This window comes from Cohnella sp. CFH 77786 (genome assembly GCF_019400745.1).
Lineage (GTDB): Bacteria > Bacillota > Bacilli > Paenibacillales > Paenibacillaceae > Cohnella.
The window spans coordinates 51,908-73,331 of record NZ_WJIB01000018.1; the positions used below are offsets into that span (position 1 = coordinate 51,908).

General features: G+C 60.4%; 20 protein-coding genes and 1 riboswitch. Of the genes, 11 read left to right on the forward strand and 9 right to left on the reverse strand.

Translation table 11 applies throughout. The features are described from left to right. The 5 genes from GE107_RS21805 to GE107_RS26775 form a co-directional block, all read right to left on the reverse strand. Entirely contained in the window at window positions 1-2,568 is a 2,568-nt protein-coding gene (locus GE107_RS21805) for an ABC transporter permease (protein WP_219642984.1), read from the reverse strand. Further along, a complete protein-coding gene (locus GE107_RS21810) occupies window positions 2,565-3,254 on the reverse strand; it encodes an ABC transporter ATP-binding protein (RefSeq protein WP_219642986.1) in 690 nt (229 codons plus the stop codon). The genes GE107_RS21805 and GE107_RS21810 overlap by 4 nt, the downstream gene beginning before the upstream one ends. A gap of 82 nt (window positions 3,255-3,336) precedes the next feature. Next, window positions 3,337-4,677, reverse strand: a complete 1,341-nt coding sequence (locus GE107_RS21815; protein WP_219642988.1) for a sensor histidine kinase — start codon at window positions 4,675-4,677, stop codon at window positions 3,337-3,339. Then, window positions 4,665-5,360: a response regulator transcription factor gene (locus GE107_RS21820; protein ID WP_219642990.1), complete on the reverse strand. Its 696-nt coding sequence runs from the start codon at window positions 5,358-5,360 to the stop codon at window positions 4,665-4,667. The genes GE107_RS21815 and GE107_RS21820 overlap by 13 nt, the downstream gene beginning before the upstream one ends. Before the next feature lie 152 nt (window positions 5,361-5,512). Next, a complete protein-coding gene (locus GE107_RS26775) occupies window positions 5,513-5,722 on the reverse strand; it encodes a hypothetical protein (protein WP_255570755.1) in 210 nt (69 codons plus the stop codon). Between GE107_RS26775 and GE107_RS21825 the strand changes: the two genes are divergently transcribed. Further along, entirely contained in the window at window positions 5,645-5,827 is a 183-nt protein-coding gene (locus GE107_RS21825; protein ID WP_255570750.1) for an aspartyl-phosphate phosphatase Spo0E family protein, read from the forward strand. The genes GE107_RS26775 and GE107_RS21825 overlap by 78 nt on opposite strands. Here the strand turns inward: GE107_RS21825 and tadA are convergent. Next, window positions 5,780-6,262, reverse strand: coding sequence for a tRNA adenosine(34) deaminase TadA (gene tadA / locus GE107_RS21830; RefSeq protein ID WP_255570740.1), 483 nt, complete (start codon window positions 6,260-6,262; stop codon window positions 5,780-5,782). The two genes, GE107_RS21825 and tadA, sit on opposite strands and share 48 nt — an antisense overlap. 327 nt (window positions 6,263-6,589) lie before the next feature. Here tadA and GE107_RS21835 point away from each other — a divergent pair, with 327 nt between their 5' ends. Next, window positions 6,590-7,285, forward strand: coding sequence for a glucosaminidase domain-containing protein (locus tag GE107_RS21835; RefSeq protein ID WP_219642995.1), 696 nt, complete (start codon window positions 6,590-6,592; stop codon window positions 7,283-7,285). A 337-nt stretch (window positions 7,286-7,622) separates the two neighbouring features. Then, a complete protein-coding gene (locus GE107_RS21840) occupies window positions 7,623-8,567 on the forward strand; it encodes a ribose-phosphate diphosphokinase (protein ID WP_219642997.1) in 945 nt (314 codons plus the stop codon). Between the two features lie 26 nt (window positions 8,568-8,593). Here the strand turns inward: GE107_RS21840 and GE107_RS21845 are convergent, their stop codons facing one another. Continuing rightward, window positions 8,594-8,977: a LytTR family DNA-binding domain-containing protein gene (locus GE107_RS21845; RefSeq protein ID WP_219642998.1), complete on the reverse strand. Its 384-nt coding sequence runs from the start codon at window positions 8,975-8,977 to the stop codon at window positions 8,594-8,596. A 224-nt stretch (window positions 8,978-9,201) separates the two neighbouring features. After that, a riboswitch (cobalamin riboswitch) is annotated at window positions 9,202-9,380 on the forward strand. Window positions 9,381-9,718: 338 nt separating this feature from the next. Here GE107_RS21845 and GE107_RS21850 point away from each other — a divergent pair. From GE107_RS21850 to GE107_RS21880, 7 genes are all read left to right on the forward strand, one after another. Then, the gene (locus GE107_RS21850) at window positions 9,719-12,478 is read left to right on the forward strand and encodes an S-layer homology domain-containing protein (protein WP_219643000.1); all 2,760 of its coding nucleotides are present in this window, start codon (window positions 9,719-9,721) and stop codon (window positions 12,476-12,478) included. A gap of 692 nt (window positions 12,479-13,170) precedes the next feature. Continuing rightward, window positions 13,171-14,037, forward strand: coding sequence for a DUF4430 domain-containing protein (locus GE107_RS21855; protein WP_255570741.1), 867 nt, complete (start codon window positions 13,171-13,173; stop codon window positions 14,035-14,037). Then, window positions 14,034-14,927, forward strand: coding sequence for an energy-coupling factor transporter transmembrane component T family protein (locus tag GE107_RS21860; protein WP_219643002.1), 894 nt, complete (start codon window positions 14,034-14,036; stop codon window positions 14,925-14,927). Before GE107_RS21855 ends, GE107_RS21860 begins: the two co-directional genes overlap by 4 nt. Beyond that, entirely contained in the window at window positions 14,900-16,786 is a 1,887-nt protein-coding gene (locus GE107_RS21865) for an ABC transporter ATP-binding protein (RefSeq protein ID WP_219643004.1), read from the forward strand. The genes GE107_RS21860 and GE107_RS21865 overlap by 28 nt, the downstream gene beginning before the upstream one ends. After that, the gene (locus GE107_RS21870; protein ID WP_219643007.1) at window positions 16,783-17,550 is read left to right on the forward strand and encodes an ECF transporter S component; all 768 of its coding nucleotides are present in this window, start codon (window positions 16,783-16,785) and stop codon (window positions 17,548-17,550) included. Before GE107_RS21865 ends, GE107_RS21870 begins: the two co-directional genes overlap by 4 nt. Further along, complete coding sequence (locus GE107_RS21875) at window positions 17,525-17,809, forward strand: 4a-hydroxytetrahydrobiopterin dehydratase (protein WP_219643008.1); 285 nt, start codon at window positions 17,525-17,527, stop codon at window positions 17,807-17,809. The genes GE107_RS21870 and GE107_RS21875 overlap by 26 nt, the downstream gene beginning before the upstream one ends. Before the next feature lie 345 nt (window positions 17,810-18,154). Further along, the gene (locus GE107_RS21880; RefSeq protein ID WP_219643011.1) at window positions 18,155-19,882 is read left to right on the forward strand and encodes an ABC transporter ATP-binding protein; all 1,728 of its coding nucleotides are present in this window, start codon (window positions 18,155-18,157) and stop codon (window positions 19,880-19,882) included. A 169-nt stretch (window positions 19,883-20,051) separates the two neighbouring features. Here the strand turns inward: GE107_RS21880 and GE107_RS21885 are convergent, their stop codons facing one another. Together GE107_RS21885 and GE107_RS21890 are read right to left on the reverse strand one after the other, a co-directional pair. After that, window positions 20,052-20,255, reverse strand: a complete 204-nt coding sequence (locus GE107_RS21885; RefSeq protein ID WP_219643012.1) for a DUF378 domain-containing protein — start codon at window positions 20,253-20,255, stop codon at window positions 20,052-20,054. Between the two features lie 112 nt (window positions 20,256-20,367). After that, on the reverse strand, window positions 20,368-20,871 hold the full coding sequence (locus GE107_RS21890; protein ID WP_219643014.1) for a GNAT family N-acetyltransferase: 504 nt from the start codon (window positions 20,869-20,871) through the stop codon (window positions 20,368-20,370). 354 nt (window positions 20,872-21,225) lie between these two features. Between GE107_RS21890 and GE107_RS26780 the strand changes: the two genes are divergently transcribed. After that, complete coding sequence (locus GE107_RS26780; RefSeq protein WP_255570743.1) at window positions 21,226-21,354, forward strand: hypothetical protein; 129 nt, start codon at window positions 21,226-21,228, stop codon at window positions 21,352-21,354. Window positions 21,355-21,424 lie beyond the last annotated feature (70 nt).

A 21,424-nucleotide genomic window follows, 5' to 3' on the forward strand; every position in this document is an offset into this window, starting at 1 on the left:
CTAGGCATCTTCCCGGAGCTCTTCGATCAGATTGGCTTTGGCCATCCTCCGGAGCGGGCCTTGCACGGAGAGCAGGCCGACTCCCAGGGCGTACGCGCTGGCGATGGCGGCTCCGCTCCAAGGGAAATCGAAGGGGATTCCTTGCACCCTGGAGAGCTGCGAGAACAAGAACCAACTGAGCGCGGTCCCGAGCAGCAGTCCCCAGAAACCGCCGATGACTCCGAACCATACGCCTTCGGCCGTCGCCATTTTCCGGATTTGGCCCATCGTCATGCCGACCGCCTGCAGCAGGCCGAACTCCCGGCGCCGCAGCAGCAGGTTGGTTTGCACCGTATTCACGATGTTCAAGCTGCCGATCAGTCCGATGATGGCGAGGAAGCCGTAGACGAAGATTTTCATTTGCACCGCGAATTGACGTTCTTCCTTCTGCCGATCCACGACATTGATCAGCTGCCCTCCCGGAATGTCGGCCGCGATTTGCTCCAGGACCTCGCGCACCGGCTGAGCGTCGGCTCCGTCCTTCAGCGCGACGTCGACGCCCATGAGCGCCGTTCCCATCGGTCGCTTCTCGGCAGGAACCGCTTGAAGAAGCTTGGCCATGGTCGATTTGGTTCCGATGACGTATAACGCGTCCGGCTGATAGGCCGAATCGAAGGGCGATTGCGAGAGGATTCCGGCGATTTTGACTTGCCGAGCCGTTGACGGCTCCGAAGCGGATTCGCCAAACTGCAAGGTCAGCCGATCTCCGACTTTGTAGCGGGTGAGCGGAAGCAGTTCCCGTTTTTTCGAATCCGGATTGTAAGGCTTGACCGTTTGCACGATCAGAACGCCGTCTTCCGCCGCCAGTTCGGCAGGATCTGCCGTGCCGGACTCGAGCCATTGCTCCGCTTTGGCCAGCCGCGCTTCGTCGTACAATTGCAGAACGGCGGAGATTTGCTGCGCTTGCGTACCTTGGAAGTTCACTTCGGTGAAATGGAATTTCATCTTGCGAGAGAAGTCGGGATTGACGACGGACTCCGGAACGATGGCGGTCGAGGACGGCATTTCGTACCGGCCGTAAGCGGCGTCCACCCCGGGCAGCTTCGCGATCCGGTCCATCGTGCCGGGAGATACGATATCGCTTACCCGATCCGCAGGCGTTTTGCCGTCTTCAGAGCGCACTTTTACGATGGTCTGGGCAATGGTAAAAGCAATTTTGTCGTTCTCGGTCCGATCGACCGTCATATCGAAAGCTTGCTGGGTAAAATAATGGAACACGATAAACAGCATGACGCTGATGACGATCGAGAACGTGGTGATGCGGAACTTGGTCCGGTTGCGCCGGATATTGTTCGCGGCCATTCGGCCCTCTACGCCCAGCAGGCCGAGAAGGGAAGGGATCCGCAAACGCCGGTACGATTCCCGTACGATGCTGCCGGCCCCCTTCGTCGCTTCCACCGGGGACACCCGGGACGCTTTGCGGGCGGGCAGCCAAGCGGCAAGATAGATCGAAGCGATCGATACGCCGACGCTGAGCCCCATGATCCACCAATGGAAGGTCAGGCGGAAATCGTCCATTTGCAAAATCCGGAACCCGCCTTGAATCATCAGCCACAGCGTCAGCCACAAGCCGCCCCAGCCGATGGCCAGACCCAGAGGAATGCCGATCAGAGCCAGCATCGTCGCTTCCCGAAGCACCAAGTTGCGAATCTGGCGCGGCGTGGCGCCGATCGTGCGCAGAAGGCCGAACTGGCGGATGCGTTCGAGAACGGAAATGTGGAAGGCATTGTAGATGACCGCGATAGTCGAAAGCACGACAAGGCCGACCAGCGTTCCGAAAATCACGTTCAACGTGCGGTTTAAGCCGTTATCCTGGGACTCGCCCATCAGCGCGAGCACCCTGCCGTTCGTGATGAAAGGGTCCCCGAGCTTGGCGAATTCCGCCAGTCGGGAGCTGATGTCGACTCCTTTCTTGAACGTGGCGAATAGCTGCACATGGCCGGAAGCATCCTCGCTCCGTGCCGGATCCGCATCGGCCATCAGGGTGACCGCCTTGGCGGACCGGGATATTTGGGAAGAACGGTCGTTCCTGAGAATGCCGACCAATCGGTAAGCATGCGGCTTTCCATTCGGTGCGGTCAGCGTCACTTCATCGCCCAGCTTGGGTTTGCCCGGCAACCGGGGCACGATCCATTCTTCCGCCGCCACCTCGTCCGGAGAACCCGGCAGGCTTCCCGATGCGAGATGGATCGGCATGATCTCAAGAGCGTCTTCGTTCACTTCTTGGACGAAGACCGTATCGTTAGGTCCAAGCGGGGTTCCCGCACCGGTGCGCACGGCACCGACCTTGTCGATCAACGCACTGTCTTCCAGCTTACGATAGAGATCCGGGGCGGGCTTCGAATAACCGAAATGAAAAGACCCGTTCTCGTCGATTTGCTGCAACAGAACGTTGTCCTTGAGCGCTTGTCCCATCGTTCCCAGCGCGCTGATGAGCGCTACGGACATGAGGATGCCGAGCACGGTCAGGATCGACCGTCTGCGCTGCTGCTTCAAGTACCGTCCCGCTAGAAATCCGTATCCTTTCATGGCCGCATTCCTCCGCGCGTGTCGGCGATGAGTCGGCCGTCCTGCAACCGGAGAACGCGATCGGCTTCCGAGGCGATGTTCATGTCGTGCGTAATCACGATGACGGTCTGATGGAAACGCCGCACCGCGAGTTTCAGCAATTCGAGTACTTCCCGTCCGTTGGCCGTGTCCAGGTTCCCCGTAGGCTCGTCTGCGAGCACGATAGCGGGGCGGTACGCGAGCGCCCGTCCAATGGCCACGCGTTGCTGCTGGCCGCCGGACAGCTCCGAAGGCAAATGTTTGCGCCGCTCGTCCAGGCCGAGCGTCCGGATCAGATCGTTGACGTAGGCTTTGTCGGGCTCGCGGTGGTCGAGCAGCAGCGGCAGCCGGATATTCTCCTCGACGCTCAGCACGGGAATCAGGTTGTAGGATTGGAAGATGAACCCGATCTTGCGCCGGCGGAATACCGCCCGTTCCTTCTCCTTGAGTTCGTACAAGTTTTCCCCGTCGATCATCACCCGGCCGGACGTCGGACGGTCCAGGCCGCCCAACATGTGCAGCAAGGTGCTTTTGCCCGACCCGCTGGCGCCGACGACGGCGACGAATTCGCCTTGCCCGATCGAGAGGGTCACGTCCTTCAAAGCATCGACCTTCGTGCTTCCTTTGCCGTAACTTTTGCTTAGGTTTTCTGTTTCGATAACGTTCATCAGAGCTGAATCCCCGCTTTCCGATTGGTCCTGCCGCCCTGTGGGAAGAACGGCATGATAGGGCCAGTATAACGCGAGTATCTTACAGCTCCGCCGTGTCTTCGCTTACGGTTTTGTAAGGTTTGGCGATATTCGCGGCGGGCAAGGGATTCAGGGGCATCGTTAGAACGAACCGGGAACCTCCCTCGAGGCGGGAGGAAGCCGACAGCATGCCGCCATGCCGTTCGGCGATTGATTTGGCCAGCGGCAGGCCGAGGCCGACGCCGCTTCCTCCCGGGGAGACGCGGTAAAATTTGCGGAAAATGTGGGGAAGATGCTGCTCATCGATGCCAGGGCCCTGATCCTCCACATAGAGCCGCAGGAACACGGGGGTCGTCTCCCACCCCACCGTGACATGGCCTCCGGGCGGGCTGTGCTCGATGGCGTTCTTCAGCACATTGGCGATCGCTTCCGCCAGCCAGCGGGGATCGTGGGGAATCTCCGGCCCGGCTTCGCGCGGAGGCTTCTGGACAATCGAGACCTGCCGGTCTTCGGCCAGGCGCCGGACGGCATCGCTCGCGCGTGCCACGGTCGGCGGCAAGGGAGCGGGGCGGATCTGAAGGGCAAGCGCGTCCGCCTCGAAGCGGGCGATCTTGAGCAGCGTCAGCGTTAGCCACTCCATCCGGTCCAGCTCCCGGCGGCACGTCTCGAGGAATTCCCGCGCCCGATCGGCGTCGACGTTTCCTTCGAGCAGCAGGTCCATATAGATGATCAGGGAGGAGAGAGGCGTTTTCAACTGGTGGGAGATGTCGGCGACCGTGTCCTTCAGAAAAGCCTTGTCGCGGTGCAATTGCCCGATCGTTTCCTGAAGCCGGATCGCCAGCTCCTGCACGCTGCTGGCCAGCAGCCCGAGCTCGCCTTCTTCATAGAGCCGGAAAGCCATCGGCTCATTATGCTTGACGGCGTCGTCGAGCGAGACGGCAAGCCTGCGGATGTCGGCGAAGTGCCGGCGGTATTCCCGAACGAGCAGAGCGGAGAGGGCGACCAGCAGCGCCAGCATTCCCGCGCCCAAGACGGCGAGGGTGCGTGCCCGGTAATCGTTCAGAACCGGAAAAAGGCGCGATTCCAGCTTCGGCGTCAGTCCGTACTCGGCGGCGATTTGCCGTCCCCTTTCGGCATCTTGGGGCGTAAGGTTATCCGGGTTCGCGAGCAGGCGGGCCCACAACTTCGCCTGCCCGGGGTCGGCCGTGGCAAGCCGGCCGATGATGCCCGTCTGCTGCGCCAGCCAATCCTGCTTGAGGCGCTCCGAGGAACGCTCCGCGAACAGCCACACCAGGACGGCCGACACGATCGCGGCCGCGGCAAGCATCCACGCCAGGCGCCGCGCGGGAGGATTCCGCCATAGACGCGCCGCGTTCAGCTTTGAATCCCCTAACCGTTCCATCGATACCCCGCCCCCCGCACCGTCAAGATAAACCGGGGATTTTGCGGGTCGTCTTCGATTTTCTCCCTCAGCCTCCGGACGTTGACCGCGACCGTGTTGTCGTCCAGCACATCCACGCCGCCCTGCCATACATGCCGAATGATCTGGTCTCTCGACAGCACGGCCCGCGGATGGGCCATGAACAGCGACACCAGCCTGAATTCCGTCAGACTGAGCGGGATGTCCCGGCCTTCCTTCTCGATCCGCATTTCCCCGGGAATCAAGGTCAATCCCCCGGAGTGCTGAGGCTTAGCCGCGGCCGGGGCGTCCTCTTGGGCAACCGCGCTTCTGCGGATGACCGCTTGCACCCGGGACACGAATTCCCGCAGCCGGAACGGTTTCGTAATATAGTCGTCCCCTCCGAGATCGAGCCCGCGAACGACGTCGAACTCTTGGTCGCTCGCGGTCAGGAAAATCACCGGAATCCGCCACCGGCTCCGGATTTCCGAAATAAAGTCGAATCCGTTCCCGTCGGGGAGCTGAACGTCGAGGAGGACCAGTCCGAATTCGCCGCACTCCAGCTCGTTCCTGGCTTCCGCCAGCGTTCGCGCTCCCCGGGTCTCGAAGCCTTCCTGCTCGAGCGTAAACCGGATTCCCCGGTGCAATGCCTCGTCATCTTCGATCAGCAAGATGTTCGTACCCATGGAAGACTGGCTCCTTTCCCTTGTTCATCCGCCACGAGAAGTGGTAAAGAATGGAGATATTTTGTGTCTAAAGTCCTTGATTTTGTCGGAAAATAACGTAAAATCGCGTCCCATGATCGACAGGGTTCTACAATCTGACAACTAATTTTGTCCTATAATGGGAGCAGGATAAAAAACCTATCGCTGTATGACGAAATTGAACGGAAGGGAGCGGTCGGGAGTTCGACATGGATACGCCACAGTTGATCCTTCGCCTCCAGTTGCTGCAACGTCGACTTTATGAAATGGCTGACGATTTGGGCAATTTGACCGATCCTGAGATTGTGGCCGTCAGCGAAGAAGCGGACAGGCTTATCGTTCAACTTCAGCGCCTCCGGCGGATAGAGGCGGAGGAGAAGAAGAAAAACGCGGGACTTTCGTCAGGAACGGTCCTGGCGGGTTCTCAGCCCGCGGAAGAAGTCGGTTAGCAAAGCGGCGCACGGCTCCTGCAGCACTCCGGAGCGCCAGGGCAGCCGGTGGTTGAACCGGGCATCCTGCAGCAGATCCATCAGCGTACCGACGCAGCCCGCTTTCGGATCGGCGGCCCCGTAGACGACCCGCTCCACCCGGGACTGCAGAATCGCGCCCGCGCACATCGGACACGGCTCCAGCGTGACGTACAGCGTGCAGCCAAGGAGCCTCCACGCCCCGAGTTTCTCGCTCGCCTCGCGGATGGCGATCATTTCCGCGTGCGCCGTCGGATCATGCGACGTTTCCCGGAGGTTATGGCCGGCGCCGACGATTTCCCCGTCCCGCACGATAACCGCGCCGATCGGCACCTCGCCGATCGCGCGGGCAAGATGAGCCTGCGCGATGGCTTCCTTCATCCATTTTTCGTCGTCGAGCCCTGCATCGTCGAGCAATGGAAATCCCCTTTCTTAATCATTCAGAATGAATTCGTTTCACGCTATTCATTTCTGAATGCTCTTCGATAAAAACGACATTCTCTGGTCCTCCAGGACGACGAAGTCGTTTTTACTTGCCAGCGAACAAGCATTCGTTGTTAACATGGTGTGCACAATTCTGTGGATAAAACCTTCGTTGTCCACAGACTTATGCACATCTTCTATTTTTTCGTGGGTATAAGTCTTTTTTATTGTAACAGCTTGGAAAAGAAGATCAAATCCGAGCGGGCGGGTGAATACGATGGATAGAGGAGGGGACAACCACCCCGCGAGGGAGGAGAAGGCATGATCAATCTCGTGTTCCGCAAGCATCCGGAGGTCGGGCCGACGGGCAAAGTGTCGATTTTCGGCCGTGCGCTGTGCTCCGCGGAGCGGATGCGCGCATATGCGTACCGACGCAATCCGAAAGCTCCCGACGTGGCCGTCCATTACCTGGAGCAGGGGGAACGGTACGGCATCCGGGCGGATGTGGCATTCTGCCAAGCGATGCTGGATACGCAAGTGTGGAAGGCGGACCCGCAAGGTCCGCCCTGGAAACCGTTCGCCCATGCGATCTGGAGCGCGGCGGATCCGGCATGGACGGAGGATGAACTGAAGCGGCGGACGGAGCTGCATTACCGGCGGCTGAACGAGCTCGTTTCCGGGCGCGGGGAAGCCGTGGCATGCTGGGAGGATTTGAACGGAAAATGGACGCTTCCCGGCCACAAGTACGGCCAGGATATCGTAGCCATCTGGAGGAACATGATGGAATGGAAAGGGGAGGGCGAGGTGATGGAGGAGATGGAGGAAGCGGCGTTTGGGGAACAGGCGGAGGGCCCAATCCCCGCCAGGCGTTTCGAAGGAACCGCGGCCGAGGATTTGCGCTGGTTGGAGGAGCGGGGAATCCTGCCTGCGCCTTCTCCTCATCCCGAGCGCAAGGTGACCTGGGCCGAGCTCGCCCGCGTGATGCGGCTTCTGGACCAAGGCCGGCAGCGGGAGTAGGGGGAGTAACGCAGCGTATGCATTTTTCGGTGATTCAGAAAGTATAAAATCTGCGATACTTATCTGAATCACTTCGATAAAACGTCTATCCGTCCGAAAAGGACGTCGTAGCCGGTTTACTTAATCATTCAGAATTTATAAGTTTCACGTCTTTTCATTTCCGAATGATCTTCGATAAAAACGACATTCTCTGCCTTGAGGACGATGAAGTCGTTTTTACTTGGAATCGGACTTGTCTCTTGCTCCGGGGAACTGATAGACTTTCATCAAGAGTGAAGCCGCTCGCCGGTTGAACGGGACTGCGGCTTCTCCTGTTTTCCTGAAGGAGGAGAGCAAGGTGCTGCACGGTAAAGTCAAGATTTTCTCGGGTTCTTCCAATCGGCCGCTGGCCGAAAAGATTTGCTCGCTGCTCGGCCAACCTCTCGGCGAGGTCAAGCTGTCGCGCTTCAAGAGCGGCGAGGTGTACGTCTCGTATCAAGAGCCGATCCGCACCTGCGACGTCTTCATCATCCAGTCGCTCTCCCATCCGATCAACGACCATTTCATGGAATTGATCGTGATGATCGATGCCGCCAAGCGGGCTTCCGCCAAAACGGTCAATATTATCGTTCCCTATTACGGCTATGCCAGGCAGGAGAGGAAGCGGGCACCGCGGGAAGCCATCTCGGCGAAGCTGATCGCCGACACGCTGACGATGGCCGGAGCGTCCAGGATCATCACGGTCGATCTGCATGCGGACGCGATCCAAGGCTTCTTCAACATTCCGGTGGACCATCTGACCGCGCTGGACGAGATGACGGCTTATTTGCGAAGCCGGAACATCCCGAATCCCGTCGTCGTCTCTCCGGATCCGGGAAGGGCGGGCATGGCGGAGAAGCTGGCGAACGACTTGGGGGCGCAATTCGCGATCATGATCGCGAATTCGGGAGACCGCACCGACGCGGGAGGACTGCATATCGTCGGCGACGTCGAGGGGATGACCCCGATCGTGATCAAAGACATCATCGATACGGGCAAGACGGTTCGCCCCGCCGTGGATTTGCTGAAGGAGAAAGGCGCGGACCGCTGTTACGTGCTCGCTTCGCACGGTCTGTTCTCCCATCATGCGATCGAGCTGCTGGATCACCCGCATATTCAGGAAGTCGCGGTGACGGATTCCATCGCGCACGAGGATTCCGATAAATTCACCGTGATCTCGATGGCCAAACTGATCGCGGACGCCATCCGGATCAATACGATGGGCGGCTCCATCGCCACGCTGTTCAAATCGGGCGGGGTGTGACGCGGTTTATCCGGCATGGTCCGGCATTACGGCGGCTCAACGGAGAAGAGCTCCTCCATCCTTTTCTCGACTTCGGGCATTTTCAATTTGGCCACGTAGCAGTGCTTCTCTCCGGGCGCCGGGTCCTCGGTGAAGTAGATTTTGCTCCAGTTCCGGTCCACTTTCCGGATTTTCGCTAAATTCACGATGAACACGCGGTCGGTGCGGTAGAAGCGGGAGTCCGTCATCCGAAGGGCGCGCCAGAGCCTGTCCAGGGAATACCACCCCGTAAAGAGCTCCTCATCGAAGGTGTGAGCAACAATCTGGTTTTGCTGGACGCAGAAATAAAGGATATCGTCGGCGTTCACCGAGCGGAATCCCGCGTTACCTTCCGCATGTTCCATCAAAGTAAAAGTGCCGTCCCAGCGCATGAACAACCCTCTTCACGGAAATCGAGCATATCAATAATATAGTATATCTACCCGGTTTTTACCAGTTAAATCGCACGAAAACTTGCATAAAATTCAAGTTCTATCGGTGTTCCGCGTTAAGAGCCGCTCGTTCCCGGCATTCGGACAAAGGCCCCGGCGCCAGGCGGGACAAGGCACCGCGGTATGGACAGCGCACGGTCTCCGTGATAAGATGACATCACAAATGAATACGGCGGAAAACAGGTACCGTAATGGTTTAATAGAGAAGTTCGGTGCGAATCCGACGCGGTCCCGCCACTGACCAAGGGAGGTTTCCGGAACTGCCACTGCCGCTTTTGCGGCGGGAAGGCCCGGTAGCCGATGAGCCTGGAGCCAGGAGAACTGCCTGTTTTCGACAAACACCCGCAACCTACGAGGAATAGGGGAGGTGTGGCGGCAAGGCCGCGTTTGGCGCTTGCGGTTGAGGATAGCGCGGAACGGCGGCCTGGCGGTCGGCGCAGTTACGGACTAAGGCGGCACCTGGCCCGGCGAGGAGGGCTGCGTCTGCCGCGATCGGTCATCCACACGGCATCTCCCGGTTCAGGGGGATGTTTTTTTGTTTGTTCGTTCCATCAGGATGGATCCATACTCGCGATTCATTTCTGATTGGTCTCGATAGAAACGATGTTTCCGATCCAAGAGGACGCCGAATTCGTTTTTACTTGGCTTAATGAGTGTATGGGACACAGGAGGAGTGGGACAATGGCAGGGAAACGGTCTATCGCGGGCGGTTGGATCCGCGGGGTCATGGCGGGATTGCTGGCGCTGGCAATGGTGCTGGGTACGTGGACAAGCGCGTTGGCGGCGGACGGGGATTCGCAGCCTGGTGCCGAGGGAGCGGCAGCGGCGGGCGGGCCTTCGCGCGCGCAATTGGACGAAGCGCTTGGAGCGTTGCAAACCTCGCTCGGCAGGACGGCACCGCTCAGCGACTGGGTGGCGTTAGGATTGGCCCGCGGGGGCAAACCCGTTGGCGCACCCTACCTTGCTCAGGCGGGGAAAAACGTGGCGGACGGCAAGCTACGTCTTGTCACGGATTACGCGCGCACGGCGCTCGCCGTCAACGCGAACGGCGGCGATGTCCGCCGCTTCGGCCCGGGCAAGAGCGATTTGCTCGCGGAAATCGCGAATTACGAGAACATGACGGCGCAAGGCCCGAACGCGCCCGCATACGCGCTGCTAGCGTTAGACGCGGGGGATTACGAGCCCGTCGTGAAGGACCGCTGGAGCCGCGACTCCCTGTTGAAATGGCTGGTGGACAACCGGAACGCGGACGGCGGCTGGTCGCTGGCTCCGGGCAAAAGCGACGTCGACGTGACGGGCATCGTCTTGCTGGCGCTGGCGCCTTATCAGGACCGCGAAGATGTCCGCGCCGCTACGGAAGCCGCTCTCGGATGGCTGTCCGGCGTGCAGCGGGACAACGGCGGCTTCGGAAACCCGGAATCGAGCGAAAGCTCCGTCCAGGTTCTGATCGCGCTAACCTCGCTCGGGATCGACCCGGTGCAGGACGCGCGTTTCGTCAAGAACGGCAAATCCGCGCTGTCACGGCTCATGGAGTTCCGTCTGGGCGACGGAAGCTTCGCCCATGTGCCGGGCGGCAAATCCGACGGCATGTCTTCCTTGTATGCCATGCTTGGCTTGACGGCCGTCGAGCGCTGGATGGACGGTCTGCCGGCGCTGTACGCGGGCGAACGCGCCGGCCAGTCGGTGGAGATAACGGTTTACGGAACGAACTTCCGCCTGGCCCGGGAGAACGTGAACGGACGTACCGCTCTGGAGTCGCTTGTGCAGGCGCTTCGCAAGAACGGGCTGTCTTATGAGATCGAGCGGCACCCGCAGTTCGGGCCGTTCCTGAAGTCGATTTCCGGTGTCCAAAACGCGTCATTCGGCGGGTACGACGGGTGGCAATACGCGGTCCGGCGCGGAGACCAATGGCTCACGGGCCTGCCGGGCATGGCGGCGTTCGAGCCCCGCGGCGGCGATCGAATCGTCGTGTACTACGGAGGCGAAACCGATCTTATCCATTCCGTGAAGGTGGAGCCCGCGGCGCCGCGCGAAGGTCAGCCTATCACGGTAACCGTGGAGAAGGAAAAGTACGATTGGGACACCGGCAAAACCGTGGTCAGCCCGGCGGAAGCCGCGCGCGTTACGGTCGGCGGACAGTCGGCCGTGACGGACAAGGACGGCAAGGTTTCGTTTGACAGGGGGCTGCCTATCGGCCTGAATACGCTGACCGTTGACGGATACCGTGCGGGATCTACTCCTGCTTATGTCACGTTCGAGTCGCCGCTTGCGGTCGGCTCCTACGTCAAGACGGTCACCTTGCGCGTGGAAGGCGACCAAGGCGCGATCGCGGCGGGAACCGCGCAGGGCGGCACGGCGCTGGAAGCGCTGGAAAGCTTCCTGAAGGCGCGGAATATCGGGTATCAGGTGGAAGATTCGGCTTACGGCAAGTATGTTGCTGCGATAAACGGAACGGCTGCAGGTAAATATGGGGGCTACGACGGTTGGAACTTCGCCGTGAAGAGCGGTAATGCTTGGATCGTACCGGGTGAGGGCATGGGGACCTACCTGCTCGAGGATGGTCAGGAGCTCGTGGTGTATTACGGCGACATGGGCACCAAATTGCCGGAGCCGGCCATCGTGACGCCAGCTGCGCCGAAGCCGGGAGAAACGGTTGCCGTTGCGGTGACCTACCGTGAGATGGATTGGGACGCAGGCAAGCTGAAGGACCCGGCGCCGCTTGCGGGCGTACGCGTATCGGCGGGCAGCGCGTCGGCCGTGACGGACGAGAATGGCATCGCGAAATTGGCGGGTTTGCCGGTAGGCGCATACCGGCTCGAAGTGTCGGGTTATGCCGCCGGCAAAGCGCCGGTTGCGGTCCGGACCGTCACGCCGCTGGCCGTGGTCGGGGATTACGCCGACCAGGCCAAAGTGTCCGGTTGGGCAGCGGATTCGGTGCGCATCGCCAAGGCGAGCGGCGTGCTGCGGGGACCGGGCGACTCGGCTGCGGGTGCGTTTGATCCGAAAACGGCCGTGACGCGGGCCGAGTTTGTCGCATCGTTGGTCCGCGCTCTGGGATTGGCGCCGCAGAGCGGCTCCGATTTCAAGGACGTGCCCGCCGCGGCGTGGTATGCCAAAGAGATCCAAGCGGCCTCGAAGGCAGGCCTGATCGCGGGCGTCGCCCCCGGCAAGTTCGCGCCTGACGGGAAGCTGACCCGCGAACAAGCGGCGCAGTTGCTCGCCCGGGCACTTAAGCTCAAGGCAGGCGGCATCACGTCGCCGGCGGACGCCGGCCAAGTGTCGGCCGCCGCGAAGCCGGCCGTGCAGGCGGTGCTCGAGCAAGGTTGGATGACTTCGTATAACGGCAATTTCTCGCCGAAGACGACGATGCCGCGCGAGCAGGCTGCCGTCATCGCGGTCCGCGTGCTCTACCGCGCGGGCATCGGCAAGTTGGGTAAATAGCGTTGAGATGAAGGATGCCGGTGACGGAAACGCGGAATTGCGGGTCCGTAAGACGTTTTGGCCGTCTTGCGGAGACGGAATCTCGTATTTGTGCATCCGTAAGACGTTTAGGCCGTCTTGCGGAGACGGAATCTCGTATTTGTGCATCCGTACAACGTTCTCGCCTTCTTTCGCCCAAGGTGGTCGGACGCGAGAGACGTGGATTCGGAGATTTGAGCTGCAGCAGCCGGGTTTTTACGGGTTATAACACGAGTTCGGGAGATTTGAGCTGCTGTAGCCGGGTTTTTCCGGGTTAGAACACGAGTTCGGGAGATTTGAGCTGCTGTAGCCGGGTTTTTCCGGGTTAGAACACGAGTTCGGGAGATTTGAGCTGCTGTAGCCGGGTTTTTCCGGGTTATAACACGAGTTCGGGAGATTTGAGCTGCTGTAGCCGGGTTTTTCCGGGTTAGAACACGAGTTCGGGAGATTTGAGCTGCTGTAGCCGGGTATTTCCGGGTTAGAACACGAGTCCGGGAGATTTGAGCTGCTGTAGCCGGGTTTTTCCCGGGTTAGAGACGCGGATTCGGAGATTAGAGCTGTTGCAGCCGGGTTTTACCGGGTTAGGGACGCGGATTTGGAGGTTGCAGTTGCTGCAGCCGGTTTACTTGATAGGAAGAGACCAGATTTGTTCGAGGAAAGGAGGGAGAAAGCGAATGGTGAGGAGAAGGGTGCGTTGGGCGGTGTTCATGTTGCTCGTGATCTTGCCGGTTCTGATCGCGGCGGCGTGCGGAAAGGCGGATACGGGGTCTCCTGCGGCAGCGACACTGAGCCCTGCTAATGACGCAGCGTCGTCGTCGAACCAACCAAACGGCAACGGTGCAGCGTCGTCGTCGAATCAACCAAACGGCAACGGTGCAACGTCGTCGGCAAGCCAGCCGAACGGTGACGGCGCATCGTCTCCGGCGGAAACCGGAGCCTCACGGCCGGCGGACTCCGGAGCAATGCCACAGGAAACCGGAAACGAGCCGCCGTCAACCGATCCCGCTCAGACAAAGGAGCCTTCCGGCGCGAATACGGCAGAACCGACCGCCGGGGAGTCGGCGGAGACGAATCCCGCCGCCGCGCAAGAAAGCGGAAAGCCTGCCGCATCTTCCCCGCCGCCATCGTCTATCCCGTCCGCCTCGAAACCGGCCGTAACCTCCCCATCGCCGACAACGAAAACCCCGCAAACCGCCTCGATCTCCATCATGGGCAACGCCGAATGGGGCACCGTGCTGAAGCCGGAGGAGGTCGAGCTCCGGAAGAACGATACGGTGGCCGACTTGCTGATCCGAACGCTTAAGGCGCATAGGCTCGCTTACGATTCGAGAGGCAGCGGTGCCATGTTCTACGTGGCGGGAATCGACGGGCTGTTCGAGTTCGACGACGGACCGACGAGCGGCTGGAAGTACAAGGTGAACGGCAAGGAGGCCAGCGTGGGCGCGGGTGCGTACAAGCTTGAACCCGGAGACCGCGTGGAGTGGTTCTATGCGTCCCAAGACGAAGACTCGGACCAAGCCGGCAAGGAGCAGGCGCCATGAGCGAAGGGTTCGGGTTGCGCTCGCTTCATCCGTCGGTCTTGCTGCTTTATTATGCCGGAGGGATCACCTTCGGCATGTTGTTGTTTCATCCGGTTCTTCTGCTATCCGGCTGGGCCGCCTGCCTGATCGTGAACGGGCATTTGGACGGCGGCCGGGAATGGCGGAGCTGGTCGCTCCCGATGCTCGGCGCTTTCGTCGCGCTGATCCTCGTCAATCCGCTCATTTCCCACCGGGGTCGCACCGTATTGTATTATATGGGAGACATTCCGATTACGCTGGAGTCCGTCGTCTACGGGGCCACGATGGCTTCGTCCTTGCTCGGCCTGCTGACGCTGTTCGTCTCGTACCGGATTCTGATGACCGAACATAAATTTCTGTTCTTGTTCGCCCGTTTCTCTCCCAAAGCGGCGCTCTTGGCGATGATGGCTGCGGGCATGGTTCCCCGCCTTCGCAGGCGGCTGAAGGAACTCATGCTCGTGCAGAAAACGCGGGGAATCGCCGTCTCCGAAGGCACAGTCACGCAACGCGCGCGCAACGGCGCCCGCTTGGTCGGGGCGCTGCTGTCCTGGTCGCTGGAAGACGCATTGCAGACGGCGGATTCCATGCAGGCGCGGGGCTACGGGACGGGAACGCGAAGCTCGTATCCCGCTTTCCGATTCGGGCCCCGGGACGCTTGGACGGCCGGCGGTTTGTTTGCAGCGGCGGGAATCGCGTTTACGCTGTGGGCGAACGGACATGGATATTTGACCATTTACCCGCGCCTTGAATCGTTTTCGCTGTCAAAGGGAGACGTTGGCGCACTCGCCGCTTATCTCGTATTTCTGCTGATGCCGCTGGGCTGGGAATGGAGGGACCGGACAACGTGGCGATCGTTGAACTTCGGCAAGTAACGTTCCGCTATCCGGACGCAGAAGAGCCGGCCTTGTCCGGCGTTACGGCGTCGATCCTGGAAGGCGATTTCGTCGTGCTGGCCGGTCCGTCCGGGAGCGGCAAGTCCACGTTGCTGAGATTGTTGAAGCGGGAGGTTTCGCCTGGGGGAACGCTCTCCGGGACCATCCTGCTGGAACGCCGGAAAATCGAGTCCTGGCCCGCCCGTGAAGCGGCTTCCGCGGTGGGGCTTGTCATGCAGCATCCGGAAAACCAGCTGGTGGTTGACACCGTAGAGCATGAGCTCGCTTTCGGGATGGAAAATTTCGGGCTCGAACGGAGCGCCATGAGACGGCGGATGGCGGAGATGGCCGGGTTTTTCGGCCTGGAGCCGCTTCTGGCCCGCCGGTCCGACGAATTGTCCGGAGGCCAGAAGCAGACGGTTAACCTCGCTTCTGTCCTCATGCTGCAGCCGCGGCTGTTGCTGCTTGACGAGCCGTTGGCGCAATTGGATCCGCTGGCGGCGCGCGAGCTGCTCGGCATGTTGAAGAGGCTGAACGACGAGTGGGGGATCACCGTCGTGATGAGCGAACACCGCATCGATGATTTGTTGCCGATCGCCGACCGGGTGATTCGGCTGGAACGGGGCTCTGCCGTTTTCGACGGAACGCCGCGGGCATACGCCGCCGAAGCTTGGCGCAGGCAGGATCCCGCCTGGATCGAGTCACTGCCCGCGGTGACGAGGTGGGCGCTGGAAGAGGCAGGACGAGCAACCAGCATACGGACGGCGCAGGAGAAACCCGCCTGGATGGGAACTCTGTCTGGCGAGGCGCGCCGGTTTATGGATGCCGAACGCCGAAACGACGGTGGACCGACGGAAGAACCGGAAGAACCGGAAGAACCGGAAGAACCGGAAGAACCGGAAGAACCGGAAGAACCGGAAGAACCGGAAGAACCGGAAGAACCGGAAGAACCGGAAGAACCGGAAGAACCGGAAGAACCGGAACCGATGCCCTCATTTCTCCCGCTTTCCGTCAAAGAAGCCCGCGCGCACCCCGCGATCCGAGATGCCGCGGCCCATGCCGCGCCAGCGGCGAAACCGCCGGCTTCCGAAGCCAAGCCGCTGCTCCAAGCGAATGGTCTCTTCTTCGCCTACGACAAGAATTCCCCGGCTGTGCTGCGGGGATTGGAGTGGACGGTCCGGCAAGGCGACCGGATCGCCTTGTTCGGCGGCAACGGCAGCGGCAAGTCGACGCTGCTGCAGCTGCTGGCCGGCCTCCGCGAACCGCAGCGCGGAGAAGTGCGCCTGGAAGGCGTCAAGCTGTCCCGCCTGCCCACGCAAGCCCGATTCTCGCGGATCGGCTACCTGGCGCAGAATCCGCTGCTGCATTTCGTGCACGACACGTTACGCGAGGATTTGCTTCACGCCGCCAGCAGAGTCGGGTCCCCCAGTCCCGCCGATGAAGTCGGACGGATGGCAGACCGGCTCGGCCTAAGCGGGCTGCTGGGCCTCCATCCGCACGACCTGAGCGGCGGAGAACGGCAGCTCGGCGCGCTGGCACTGGCACTTCTCGGTCGGCCGCAGCTGCTGCTGCTCGACGAGCCGACCAAAGGCGTAGACGCGCTCGCCAAAAAGCGGCTGGCCGGCCATCTCGAGGAAGTCCACCGAGCCGGCGTGACGCTGGTGATGGCGACGCATGACGTCGAATTCGCTTCCCGATATGCCAACCGATGCTCCCTGCTTTTTCAGGGGGAAATCGTGGCAGACGGGGAGCCGGAAGCCTTTTTCCGCGGCAATCTGTTTTACACGACGCCCCTGCATCGATTGCTGCACCATGCGCATGATCCGAAACCAGCCGAAGAAGGAGCCGTCCAGCGATGAACCTTCTTCGCAGAAAGATCAACCCAAAGTTGCTGGTCATTCCGATCGCAATCATCTACCTTGTGCTCGCTTACGTTTCACTGACGAGAGGAAACGCGCTGCTGATCGGCATCGTGCTCGTGCTGCTGTCGATGATCCCGTTCGTGTGGCGTTTCGAACGCCGCCAGCGCCAGGCGCGCGAGCTCGTCCTGATCGCGGTAATGGCCGCCGTCGCCACCGTCAGCCGGATTCCTTTCGCGGCTTTATTGCCGAATTTCACGCCGGTCACGTTCATCGTGATCCTGTCCGGCGTCGTGTTCGGGGCCGAAGCGGGATGGATGGTCGGCGCCGTGACGGGACTGGTCTCGAATTTCTTCCTGGGCCAAGGCCCCTGGACACCGTGGCAAATGTTCGCCTGGGGAATGGCCGGCTTCACCGCCGGACTGTTCGCCCACCGGAATCCTTCGCGTAGGCGACGGCTTCCTCTCCTGCTGTTCGGGGCGGCATGGGGGTATCTGTACGGATGGATCCTGAACGTGACGGTGGCGCTCGACGTCGGCGTCCGCGAGCAGACCTGGTCCTCCGTGCTTGCCGTCTATTCGCTCGGGCTTCCGTTCGAAACGGTGCACGCCGCCGCCAACGTGTTTTTCCTCGTCGTTTTCGCCCCGTCGTGGATCAAGCTTCTCGAGCGTTACCGCCGCAAATACGGCGCGCTTCAACGAACCGATTCCGGCTCAGCCGATATGGAGGGATCCGCCCATGGCCAAAGAACCGCTGCTGAATGAAACCGAATTAGAGGAAGCTTTGCGCGGCTTGACCGGATGGTCCGTGGAAGAAGGCAGGCTGACGAAGAAGTACTTGTTCCCCACTTACGCCGGCGCGATGGAGTTCGTGAACAAAGTGGCCGGAATCGCCGAGAGGATGAATCATCACCCGTTCATCTCCATCGATTTCAGGAGAGTGACGCTAAGGCTGACGACCTGGCATTCCGGCGGCCTGACGGGGCTGGACATCCAGTCGGCCAAAGCTTACGATGGGGAATAATGACGCTTCGGCGCGAGCGGGCGAATGATGCCGACCGGTTCGCGGTAACGGGCAGCACACAAGCCGCCTGCCGACACGCAACCCGCCGACCGAGACACAAGTCGCCTGCCGACACGCAACCGCCGACCGAGACACAAGCCGCCTGCCGACACGCAACCCGCCGACCGAGACACAAGCCGCCGGCGACACGCAACCCGCCGACCGAGACACAAGCCGCCTGCCGACACGCAACCCGCCGACCGAGACACAAGCCGCCTGCCGACACGCAACCCGCCGATCCGGACGCCTTCTTCGCCTGAAACGCGCCGCCGTCCCTACTGCCGCCATCGTTTGGAGTGATCCGTTTTGATCCGCCGTTTTCTATCCTATTACCGTCCCTATTCCCGCTTGTTCACGCTTGATTTCACGTGCGCCGTCATCGTTGCCCTGCTGGAGCTCGGCTTCCCCGTGGCGGTCCAGTGGACGATCGACAACCTGTTGCCCGAAGGCGACTGGTCCGCCATCGCTTGGGCTTGCGCGGGGCTGCTGGCCATGTACCTCCTCAGCATGGGGCTGCAGTTCGTCGTGAACTATTGGGGCCACATGCTCGGCATCAATATCGAGACCGACATGCGCAAGCAGTTGTTCCACCACGTGCAGAAGCTCTCCTTTCGGTTTTTCGACAATACGAAAACCGGGCAAATCATGTCGCGGATGACGAACGACCTGTTCGACCTCGGCGAGATGGCCCACCACGGGCCCGAGGACCTGTTCATCGCGCTCATGACGTTCGCGGGCGCCTTCGGCATCATGTTCATGGTGAACTGGGAGCTGTCGCTGATCACGCTGGTGGCGGTGCCGATCCTGGCTTGGCTGATCGTCTTCTTCAACGCGAAGCTGAACAAGGCCGCGACCCAAATGTTCGAGAAAATCGCCGACGTGAACGCCCGCATCGAAGACAGCATCTCCGGCATCCGCGTCGTCAAATCGTTCGGCAACGAATCGTTCGAACGCAAGCGGTTCGAAACGAACAACCGGGCGTTCCGCGCCGCCAAGCTGAGGTCGTATTTGACGATTTCCTTCAGCGCCTCGGGAATCTACATGCTGACGCGGTTCATCTCCCTCCTGGTGCTGATCTGCGGAGCTTGGTTCGCTTACAAGGGCAAGCTGTCCTACGGAGAGCTGGTCGGCTTCCTGCTGTACGTCAACATTTTCCTGAGGCCGATCGAGAAGATCAACGCGCTGTTGGAAATGTATCCGAAAGGAATGGCAGGTTTCCGCCGATTCTGCGAGCTGATGGACACCGAGCCGGACGTCAAGGACGCGCCGGACGCCATCGAAGTGAAACGCCTGAAGGGCGACATCTCGCTTCGAAACGTTACCTTCGGCTATGAGAATCACACCCACGTGCTCAAGGACATCAACCTCGACATCCGGGCCGGCGAAACGGTCGCGCTCGTCGGGCCTTCCGGAGCGGGCAAATCCACGCTGTGCAGCCTGATTCCCCGGTTTTACGAAATCGATGCGGGGCAAGTGACGATCGACGGCATCGACATCCGGCGGATGACCCAGCTGTCGCTCCGCAACCAGATCGGCATCGTTCAGCAGGATGTGTTCCTGTTTAATGGGACGATTCGCGAAAATATCCTGTACGGTCGGTTGGACGCGACGGAGGAGGAAGTTTGGGAGGCGGCGCGGCGGGCTCATCTCGAATCTCTCTTGCGGTCGCTTCCGGACGGTTTGGATACGTTCATCGGCGAGCGGGGGCTGAAGCTGTCCGGCGGTCAGCGCCAGCGCTTGTCCATTGCGAGGATTTTCCTCAAAAACCCGCCGATCCTGATCCTCGACGAAGCGACGTCGGCGCTCGATACGGAGACTGAGTCCATGATCCAGCAGGCCCTAGAGCAGCTGTCGAAGAACCGCACGACGCTCATCATCGCCCACCGGCTGGCGACAATCCGCCATGCGGACCGGATCGTCGTCGTGACGGAGGACGGGATCGCGGAGGAGGGGCGCCACGAGGAGTTGATCGCGGCCGGCGGCGTGTATGCCAGGCTCAGCTCGGCGCAGTTCGGCGCCGCGGCGGCCACTTAACGAACCGGAGCCCGGGGCAGGAACGCCTCGGGCTCCGATCGGAACGGCTTTTCTTTATCCGATGGTCCGGATCAACCGACGATCTCCGTCTTGCAGCGTTTCCTAAGGGAACGCACATCGAAACATGCGCGGAGGGCGGCGAAGTCGGTTTTGCTTTTTCGATGGGATCTCAGTCGTTCCGGGTGACTTTCCCGAAGAACGAGAGCGCCCAGATCGAAGCCACGCCGACGATAATGTAGACGATTTTCGAGCCGACCTCCGTGGCCCCGCCGAAGGTTTCGCTGACCACGTCATACTCGAACAGACCGACCGATAACCAGTTCAATCCCCCGAGAATCACGAGAATCAGGGCGATGACGTGCAATGCCTTCATTCGGTCCCAGCCTCCTTCAAGGTTTGTCATGCGGTGAAAATCGCCAAACCATAAAGTGAAATGCCGCCGAATCTTGGATGTTCCCTACAGATGTATGTGCCTCGCCGCTTGGTTATTCCACGGTTCCCCTAGCAGGTGGCTGGACGGGCGGCCGCCACACCATGCACAGTACCTGAACGATTCCCACGGCCGCCGGCTTCCCGTATTCGTCTTCCGCCGCGAATCCCGCCTTCTCATAGGCCTTGATGGCCCGCAGGTTCCAGGTTTCCACTTCAAGATCGATTTCGGCCTCCGGCCGTCTGCGTATCGCCTCCCTTACGGCCAGCCGGACCACTTCCGCGCCGAGCCCGGCACCGCATAAGTCCGGCCGCAAGCCGAGCCCGATCCGGATCGCACGGTCCAGGGGAAACAGTTGAATATAGGCGGCGAATTCGTTCGCGCCGCGGTAGACTGACCTATATTGCGAAGAGCGGATATCGGGATCCGCGAATTCCCGTCCTTCCCGGATCATCCGTTCCCAGTCGGGCCAGTTGTACCGTTCATAGGGCGCCGGATACCGCCATTCGCAGATGCGGCGGGCATCGTTTTCCGTCATCGGGCGAAGTTGAAAAGTCATCCGCTCTCGTTCTCCTTTATAACAGATGGCCTGATGGACGCCGGCCGCGTGCATTCCGTTCTTCGCCGTCAACGCCCTGGTAAAGTCTCATTTTATATCAAATCATGTTGTTTACACGGGAATTGTTGTTTACTACAATGTTTTGATGTTATTTTACTTGACTCAAATAGTACGTTACAAAAATTCTACCCATCGATGAAGGCGGTGGCTTTATTTGCAAACAAGCCCGACACAATCGACCAGACCGCAAGCGGAGACAGGGTACGCGCAGGAATTAAAGAGAACGTTGACATCGAAGGATTTGGTCATCTTCGGACTCCTCACCATGCTGCCGATCGGAACGAGATTGTGAAGATGATCGCTGACATCCATCCGATCGGCAGAACGATTCAACCTGTCGTAATTGCCAACGTTGACGTATTTCCGGCCTCAGAGGAATCGAGCGCCATGACGGGCACGGGCATTCTGGTGACGGCGGACTGACGGCCATGTAAATCGGCACGATCACGTGATTTTTCAATATATGTACCGAAAGAGGGCGAGCTTCCCGATC

Bases quoted from the DNA above. Each gene is read 5' to 3' on its own strand.
- GE107_RS21820 (WP_219642990.1), bottom strand. From the start codon at position 5,360: ATGGGTACGAACATCTTGCTGATCGAAGATGACGAGGCATTGCACCGG.
- GE107_RS21805 (WP_219642984.1), bottom strand. From the start codon at position 2,568: ATGAAAGGATACGGATTTCTAGCGGGACGGTACTTGAAGCAGCAGCGC.
- GE107_RS21825 (WP_255570750.1), top strand. From the start codon at position 5,645: ATGGCTGACGATTTGGGCAATTTGACCGATCCTGAGATTGTGGCCGTC.
- GE107_RS21810 (WP_219642986.1), bottom strand. From the start codon at position 3,254: ATGAACGTTATCGAAACAGAAAACCTAAGCAAAAGTTACGGCAAAGGA.
- GE107_RS21845 (WP_219642998.1), bottom strand. From the start codon at position 8,977: ATGCGCTGGGACGGCACTTTTACTTTGATGGAACATGCGGAAGGTAAC.
- GE107_RS21835 (WP_219642995.1), top strand. From the start codon at position 6,590: ATGATCAATCTCGTGTTCCGCAAGCATCCGGAGGTCGGGCCGACGGGC.
- GE107_RS21890 (WP_219643014.1), bottom strand. From the start codon at position 20,871: ATGACTTTTCAACTTCGCCCGATGACGGAAAACGATGCCCGCCGCATC.
- GE107_RS21815 (WP_219642988.1), bottom strand. From the start codon at position 4,677: ATGGAACGGTTAGGGGATTCAAAGCTGAACGCGGCGCGTCTATGGCGG.
- GE107_RS21870 (WP_219643007.1), top strand. From the start codon at position 16,783: ATGAACCTTCTTCGCAGAAAGATCAACCCAAAGTTGCTGGTCATTCCG.
- GE107_RS21850 (WP_219643000.1), top strand. From the start codon at position 9,719: ATGGCAGGGAAACGGTCTATCGCGGGCGGTTGGATCCGCGGGGTCATG.
- GE107_RS21885 (WP_219643012.1), bottom strand. From the start codon at position 20,255: ATGAAGGCATTGCACGTCATCGCCCTGATTCTCGTGATTCTCGGGGGA.
- GE107_RS26780 (WP_255570743.1), top strand. From the start codon at position 21,226: ATGATCGCTGACATCCATCCGATCGGCAGAACGATTCAACCTGTCGTA.
- GE107_RS21875 (WP_219643008.1), top strand. From the start codon at position 17,525: ATGGCCAAAGAACCGCTGCTGAATGAAACCGAATTAGAGGAAGCTTTG.
- GE107_RS21855 (WP_255570741.1), top strand. From the start codon at position 13,171: ATGGTGAGGAGAAGGGTGCGTTGGGCGGTGTTCATGTTGCTCGTGATC.
- GE107_RS21860 (WP_219643002.1), top strand. From the start codon at position 14,034: ATGAGCGAAGGGTTCGGGTTGCGCTCGCTTCATCCGTCGGTCTTGCTG.